A 7289-nucleotide genomic window follows, 5' to 3' on the forward strand; every position below is an offset into this window, starting at 1 on the left:
GCTGTTATGCAACCTTTACTGCAACTGAAAGGCATTGATAAATCCTTCCCCGGCGTGAAAGCGCTGTCGGGGGCGGCGCTGTCGGTCTATCCGGGCCGCGTGATGGCGCTGGTCGGCGAAAACGGCGCGGGCAAGTCCACCATGATGAAAGTGCTGACCGGGATTTATGCCCGTGATGCCGGAACCTTTACCTGGCTGGGCAAAGAGACCACCTTCAGCGGGCCGAAAGAGTCGCAGGAAGCGGGGATCGGCATTATCCACCAGGAGCTGAACCTGATCCCACAGTTGAGCATCGCCGAGAACATCTTTCTTGGCCGCGAATTCGTTAATCGCTTCGGCCGCATCCAGTGGAAAAAGATGCACACCGAGGCGGATGCGCTGTTAAAGCGTCTCAATCTGCGCTTCAGCAGCCATAAGCTGGTGGGCGACCTGTCGATTGGCGATCAGCAGATGGTGGAGATCGCCAAAGTGCTGAGCTTCGAGTCGAAAGTGATCGTGATGGATGAACCCACCGATGCGCTGACCGATACCGAAACCGTCTCGCTGTTCCGGGTGATTAACGAGCTGAAAGCCCAGGGCTGCGGCATCGTGTATATCTCCCACCGCATGAAAGAGATTTTCGAGATCTGCGATGACGTCACCATTTTCCGCGACGGGCAGTTTATTGCCGAGCGCGAAGTGGCGACGCTGACCGAAGAGTCGCTGATTGAAATGATGGTTGGCCGCAAGCTGGAAGAGCAGTATCCACGCCTGGATAAAGCGCCGGGCGCGGTGCGCCTGACGGTCGAGCATCTCAGCGGTTCCGGCGTGGAGGATGTCAGCTTCACGCTGCGCAAGGGTGAAATCCTCGGCGTGGCCGGGCTGATGGGCGCAGGTCGTACCGAGCTGATGAAAGTGCTGTACGGCGCGCTGGCGCGCAGCGGTGGCACCGTGACGCTGGATGGCAAAACCGTGGTATCGCGCTCGCCGGAAGAGGGGCTGGCCAACGGCATCGTCTATATCTCTGAAGACCGCAAGCGTGATGGCCTGGTGCTGGGCATGTCGGTGAAAGAGAACATGTCGCTCACCGCGCTTAACTACTTCAGCTATGGCGGAGGCCGCCTGAAGCATGCCGAAGAAGAGATGGCGGTCGGCGACTTTATCAAACTGTTCAATGTCAAAACTCCGTCGATGGACCAGCCTATCGGCCTGCTGTCCGGCGGCAATCAGCAAAAAGTGGCGATTGCCCGCGGGCTGATGACCCGGCCTAAAGTGCTGATCCTCGATGAGCCAACGCGCGGCGTCGACGTTGGGGCGAAAAAAGAGATCTATCAGCTGATCAACCAGTTTAAGCAGGAGGGGCTGAGCATCATTCTCGTCTCTTCTGAAATGCCGGAAGTACTGGGCATGAGCGACCGCGTGCTGGTGATGCACGAAGGGCGTCTGAGCGGTGACTTCCCGATTGAACAAGCCTCGCAGGAAATTTTGATGGCGGCGGCGGTAGGCAAGCAACACAGCGCGGAGCTGGCAACACTATGAGTACGCAAACAATCCCTTCACGCCGCCTGAACGTTAAGGCATTCCTGCTTGAGCAGAAATCGCTGATTGCGCTGGTGGTGCTGATTGCCATCGTTTCCAGCATGAGCCCGAACTTTTTCACCGTGGCAAACCTGTTCAACATTCTGCAACAGACCTCGGTAAATGCCATTATGGCGGTCGGGATGACGCTGGTGATCCTCACCTCCGGCATCGACCTTTCCGTGGGTTCGCTGCTGGCGCTGACCGGGGCGGTGGCGGCTTCGATTGTCGGGCTGGAGGTCAATGCGCTGGTGGCGGTGGCGGCTTCGCTGGCGCTCGGTGCCTTTATTGGCGCGATCACCGGCACCATTGTGGCCAGGGGCAAAGTGCAGGCGTTTATCGCCACGCTGGTGATGATGCTGCTGCTGCGCGGGGTGACCATGGTTTACACCAACGGCAGCCCGATCAATACCGGCTTTAATGACAACGCGGATCTGTTTGGCTGGTTTGGCATTGGCCGCCCGCTGGGCATCCCGACGCCGGTCTGGATTATGGCTATCGTGTTCCTTGCGGCCTGGTACATGCTGCATCACACCCGGCTGGGCCGCTATATCTATGCACTGGGCGGCAATGAAGCGGCAACGCGCCTGTCCGGTATCAGCGTTAACCGCGTCAAAATTATCGTCTATGCGCTGTGCGGCATGCTGGCGGCGCTGGCGGGCACCATTGAAGTGGCGCGCCTCTCCTCGGCACAGCCCACGGCGGGTACCGGTTACGAGCTGGATGCCATTGCGGCCGTGGTGCTGGGCGGTACCAGCCTGGCAGGCGGTAAAGGCCGGATTATGGGCACGCTGATTGGCGCCCTGATCTTAGGCTTCCTGAATAACGGCCTGAACCTGCTCGGCGTCTCCTCTTACTACCAAATGATCGTCAAAGCTGTGGTGATTTTGCTGGCGGTTCTGGTGGATAACAAAAGCAGTAAATAACTCTTTACCCTTACAGGATATAAAAAATGAAGATGAGAAAACTGACTGCACTCGCCGTACTGTTAGGCGCCACCCTGAGCGCTAACGCGCTGGCAAAAGATACCATTGCGCTGGTGGTCTCAACCCTGAATAACCCGTTCTTCGTCTCGTTGAAAGATGGCGCGCAGAAAGAAGCGGACAAGCTGGGCTACAACCTGGTGGTGCTGGATTCGCAGAACAACCCGGCGAAAGAGCTGGCAAACGTGCAGGACCTGACCGTGCGTGGCACCAAGCTGCTGCTGATTAACCCGACCGATTCTGACGCGGTGGGTAACGCAGTGAAAATGGCAAACCAGGCCAAAATCCCGGTGATCACGCTGGACCGCGTGGCGTCACAGGGCGAAGTGGTTAGCCACGTTGCCTCTGATAACCGCTTCGGTGGCAAAATGGCCGGTGACTTTATGGCGAAGAAAGTTGGCGAAGGTGCGAAAATCATCGAGCTGCAGGGTATTGCCGGAACGTCGGCCGCGCGTGAGCGTGGTGAAGGCTTTAAGCAGGCTGCCGATGCCCACAAGTTCAATATCCTCGCCAGCCAGCCGGCGGACTTTGACCGTACTAAGGGCCTGAACGTGATGCAGAACCTGCTGACCGCTCACCCGGACGTGCAGGCGGTGTTCGCGCAGAACGATGAAATGGCGCTGGGCGCGCTGCGCGCATTGCAAACCGCAGGTAAATCTGATGTGGTCGTTGTGGGCTTCGACGGCACCCCAGACGGGATTAAGGCTGTTGAAGGCGGCAAACTGGCTGCGACCGTGGCTCAGCTGCCGGAGCAGATTGGCGTGATTGGCGTCCAGACTGCGGATAAAGTGTTGAAAGGCCAGAAAGTACAGGCTATCAACCCGGTTGACCTGAAGCTGGTCACCAAATAAATCAAAGAAAAGCATGGCACGCGCCACCTCCGGGTGGCGCACTTATCTGGACGAACCCCTTATGATGAAAACCGGTAAACTGGCTGTCCTTGGCAGCATTAATGCAGATCACATCCTTAACCTGGCGCACTTTCCGCGCCCTGGCGAAACGGTGATCGGGAAGCAGTATCAGGTCGCATTTGGTGGGAAGGGTGCAAACCAGGCCGTTGCCGCCGGACGCAGCGGCGCGGATATTGCCTTTATTGCCTGCGTGGGTGACGACGACATCGGCGAACGTATTCGCCAGCAGCTGGCCACCGACCGTATCGATATCGCGCCGGTGGAAGCGGTGGCGGGTGAGTCGACCGGCGTGGCGCTGATCTTTGTCAACGGCGAAGGTGAAAACACCATCGGCATCCACGCCGGGGCGAATGCCGCCGTGACGCCTGAGCGGGTGGAGAAACACCGGCAGGTGATTGCCGGGGCGGACGCGCTGCTGATGCAGCTTGAATCTCCGCTGGAGAGCGTGCTGGCCGCCGCGCGAATTGCGCATCAAAACCAGACCAAAGTGATCCTTAACCCGGCACCGGCTACCGAGCTTTCCGACGAGCTGCTGTCGCTGGTGGATATGATCACCCCGAATGAAACCGAAGCGCAGATCCTTACCGGCGTGGCGGTCAACAGCGATGAAGACGCGGCGCAAGCGGCAGCTGTACTGCACGACAAAGGTATTGCCAGCGTGCTGATCACCCTGGGCAGCCGCGGCGTGTGGCTGAGCGAGCAGGGCAGCGGCCAGCGCGTGGCCGGTTTCCGTGTGGAGGCGGTAGATACCATCGCGGCGGGCGATACCTTTAACGGTGCGCTGATCGCCGCGCTGCTGGAACAGCGCCCGATGGCGGACGCGGTGCGATTCGCCCATGCGGCCGCGGCGATTGCCGTAACGCGACGCGGCGCGCAGCCTTCCGTACCCTGGCGTGAAGAGATCGACAGCTTCTTGCAACAGCAGGGGTAAACGTGGCGACCATGAAAGATGTCGCCCGCCTGGCGGGTGTCTCAACCTCTACCGTGTCACACGTTATCAATAACAACCGCTTCGTCAGTGAAGCGGTGCGTGAAAAGGTGACCTCAGCGGTTAACCAGCTGAACTACGCCCCTTCCGCCCTGGCGCGCAGCCTCAAGCTCAACCAGACGCGCACCATCGGCATGCTGCTGACCGCCAGCAGCAACCCCTTCTATTCAGAGGTGGTGCGCGGCGTAGAACGCAGCTGTTACGAACGCGGCTACAGCCTGGTGCTGTGTAATACCGAAGGGGATGAGGATCGCATGAACCGCAGCCTGGAAACCCTGCTGCAAAAGCGCGTTGATGGCCTGCTGATCATGTGTACCGAAAGCCACCTCCCTTCCGCCGAGCTGCTCAATCGCTATCCTTCTATTCCCTCAGTCATGATGGACTGGGCACCGTTTGAAGGCAGCAGCGATATCATTCAGGATAACTCGCTGCTGGGTGGGGAGATGGCCACGCGGCATCTGATCGCCCGCGGCTACACGCGCATTGCCTGTATCGCTGGCCCGCAGGATAAAACCCCGGCTCGACTGCGCCTTGAGGGCTATCGGCAGGCAATGGCCAGCGCCGGGCTGCCGGTGCCGGAAGGCTATATCGTTAGCAGTGACTTTGAGTTTCAGGGCGGGTTTAACGCCATGAACACCTTGCTCAGCCTTAACCCGCTGCCGCAGGCGGTGTTTACCTGTAACGATGCAATGGCGGTCGGGGTTTATCATGCGCTTTATCAGGCGGGGATGAGCATTCCCGGGGATATGGCGGTGATGGGTTACGATGATATTGAACTGGCGCGCTATATGACGCCGCCGCTCAGCACCATTCATCAGCCGAAAGATGAGCTGGGCGAGCTGGCGATCGACACGCTGCTGCATCGCCTTGCCGCACCCGGTGGCAGCCAGCAGCTGCTGGTACTGACACCGGAATTAATGGAGCGGGCTTCGGTCGCTGAGATTTAAGCTCTCTTCTTCTTTTTATCGCGGTCGCTGATCAGGTTGCGGCCATCCCCGGGCTTCAGCAGCAGGAACACCGCAGACGACAGCACGGTTATCGCACCCATCGTCAGGAAGGTGGCGTGGAAGTGCTGCAGCGTGGTGCCGTCAAAGTTTTCATAAAAGCGCAGCACCGCCGCGCTAACCGCCACGCCAAAACCGATCGCCAGCTGCTGCGTCACCGCCAGCATACTGTTACCGCTGCTGGCGTTGGCATCCGTCAAGTCAGCCAGCGTGATGGTGTTCATCGCGGTGAACTGCGTCGACATCGCCATGCCGAGAATAAACAGTGGAATGAGCAGCGCCAGCATATTCCAGCCCGGCAGCTGCAGGGCAAAGGTCGCAATCAGCACGCCAATAATGATGCTGATGCCAACCAGCGTTTTACGGTAGCCAAACCAGCGCAGCACGCCCGTCACCGTCGACTTCGCCAGTATGGAACCCAGTGCCGTTGGCGCCACCATACAACCGGCCAGCAGCGCAGTGTAACCAAAACCGACCTGTAACATCAGTGGCATCAGGAAGGGGATGCAGCCGGTGCCGAGGCGCGAGGCGATATTGCCAATGATGCCGACCGAGAAGGTGCGCGTCTTAAACATCGGCAGCGGCAGCAGCGGAGAAGGGTGGCGGCGCGCGTGGACTATATAGAGAAGAAGCAGCACGATCCCGGCGACCAACACCCCCAGCGCAATCAGGCTGGAGACCACCCGCTCGCCAAACAGCTCAATACCGCTGGAAATACCGACCAGGCCCAGACCAAACAGCAGAAAGCCTAACAGGTCAAAGCGGCGCTTGGGCGTGGTGAAGTCAGGCATGTATTTGCGCGCATAGATAATGCCGAGAATGCCGATGGGGATGTTGATCAGGAAAATCCAGTGCCAGGTCGCCCAGGTGACCAGCACACCGCCCAGCAGTGGGCCAAGCACCGGACCAATCAATCCAGGCATGGTGACAAAATTAAGCACGGGCAGCAGCTCGCTGCGCGGGTAGGCACGCAGCAGCGCAAGGCGTGCCACCGGCATCATCATCGCACCGCCTATGCCCTGTATCACGCGTGAGACAACCAGCATTGACAGTGAACCGGAAAGCGCGCACGCCAGTGAACCCAGTGAGAACAGGAATACCGCGCTGATGAAAACCTTGCGCGTGCCAAAACGGTCAGCCAGCCAGCCGCTAACCGGGATGAGCATGGCAACGGTTAAGGTATAGCTGATAACGGCAGACTGCATTGCCAGCGGGGAGCGTTCAAGGCTGTGGGCGATAGCGGGCAGGGCGGTGTTAAGAATGGTGGCATCCAGCGCCTGCATAAAGAAAGCCATGGCGGCAATCCACGGGAGTCCGGCCATACTGCGCGCGGATTTTATCATTGGTGGTCCTTTCTTTTGACTTGAGCGGGGAGGAAATCCCTGTGATGCAGAAAGAATAGCATCTCCTTTTTATCAGTAACGGAGTTGTTTCGCCTTTCCTCGTCAGAAAACGCTGATTAATTGCCCCGAAAACGTCTGTTTTTAACCCTCTTGATGAAAAATTCTACGCTCGGTCATTTTTTTGCAATAAATACTTGTCACCTGCCAGAAAATCCCTATACTGCGCCTCCACTGACACGGAACAACGGCTTACAGGCCAGCGTGTTAAGAGGTTCAGGAAGTTCTGAACCGCCGGAAAAACTTCTCAAAAAGAAGTTGACTCCGAAGGAGGAAAGCGTATTATACGCCACCTCGCGACAGGAAGCCCCGGCACTGCTCGCAACGCTCTTTAACAATTTATCAGACAATCTGTGTGGGCACTCGCAGGATTGATATCAACGTCTCCGGACGTAAAAAATATCAAGCCTCACGAGTGAACACATAATGAAATTCATTATGACGTT

At 58.1% G+C, this 7289-nt stretch carries 6 protein-coding genes; 5 read left to right on the forward strand and 1 reads right to left on the reverse strand.

Features of this window, described 5'->3' with window-relative positions; all coding sequences use genetic code 11:
• Positions 1–6: 6 nt before the first annotated feature.
• The 5 genes from rbsA to rbsR all read left to right on the forward strand — a co-directional run bounded on the left by rbsA (position 7) and on the right by rbsR (position 5386).
• The gene (rbsA, locus tag ID864_RS20575; protein WP_191150296.1) at positions 7–1518 is read left to right on the forward strand and encodes a ribose ABC transporter ATP-binding protein RbsA; all 1512 of its coding nucleotides are present in this window, start codon (positions 7–9) and stop codon (positions 1516–1518) included.
• Positions 1515–2483: a ribose ABC transporter permease gene (gene rbsC, locus ID864_RS20580; protein WP_048914183.1), complete on the forward strand. Its 969-nt coding sequence runs from the start codon at positions 1515–1517 to the stop codon at positions 2481–2483. The genes rbsA and rbsC overlap by 4 nt, the downstream gene beginning before the upstream one ends.
• Before the next feature lie 26 nt (positions 2484–2509).
• Complete coding sequence (rbsB, locus tag ID864_RS20585; protein ID WP_224750575.1) at positions 2510–3391, forward strand: ribose ABC transporter substrate-binding protein RbsB; 882 nt, start codon at positions 2510–2512, stop codon at positions 3389–3391.
• A 61-nt stretch (positions 3392–3452) separates the two neighbouring features.
• Complete coding sequence (gene rbsK, locus ID864_RS20590; RefSeq protein WP_099754529.1) at positions 3453–4382, forward strand: ribokinase; 930 nt, start codon at positions 3453–3455, stop codon at positions 4380–4382.
• A gap of 2 nt (positions 4383–4384) precedes the next feature.
• Positions 4385–5386 (forward strand): ribose operon transcriptional repressor RbsR, encoded by a 1002-nt coding sequence (rbsR, locus tag ID864_RS20595; RefSeq protein ID WP_208864864.1) that lies wholly within the window; start codon positions 4385–4387, stop codon positions 5384–5386.
• On the opposite strand, the gene mdtD is transcribed toward rbsR, so the two are convergent.
• Positions 5383–6786 carry a multidrug transporter subunit MdtD gene (gene mdtD / locus ID864_RS20600; RefSeq protein ID WP_048914184.1) on the reverse strand — a complete coding sequence of 468 codons (1404 nt, stop codon included), beginning with the start codon at positions 6784–6786 and terminating at the stop codon, positions 5383–5385. The genes rbsR and mdtD overlap by 4 nt on opposite strands.
• Between the last annotated feature and the right edge of the window lie 503 nt (positions 6787–7289).

The organism is Erwinia aphidicola, from assembly GCF_014773485.1.
In the GTDB taxonomy this organism is placed as follows: domain Bacteria; phylum Pseudomonadota; class Gammaproteobacteria; order Enterobacterales; family Enterobacteriaceae; genus Erwinia; species Erwinia aphidicola.

Bases quoted from the DNA above. Each gene is read 5' to 3' on its own strand.
- rbsA (WP_191150296.1), top strand. From the start codon at position 7: ATGCAACCTTTACTGCAACTGAAAGGCATTGATAAATCCTTCCCCGGC.
- rbsC (WP_048914183.1), top strand. From the start codon at position 1,515: ATGAGTACGCAAACAATCCCTTCACGCCGCCTGAACGTTAAGGCATTC.
- rbsB (WP_224750575.1), top strand. From the start codon at position 2,510: ATGAAGATGAGAAAACTGACTGCACTCGCCGTACTGTTAGGCGCCACC.
- rbsK (WP_099754529.1), top strand. From the start codon at position 3,453: ATGATGAAAACCGGTAAACTGGCTGTCCTTGGCAGCATTAATGCAGAT.
- mdtD (WP_048914184.1), bottom strand. From the start codon at position 6,786: ATGATAAAATCCGCGCGCAGTATGGCCGGACTCCCGTGGATTGCCGCC.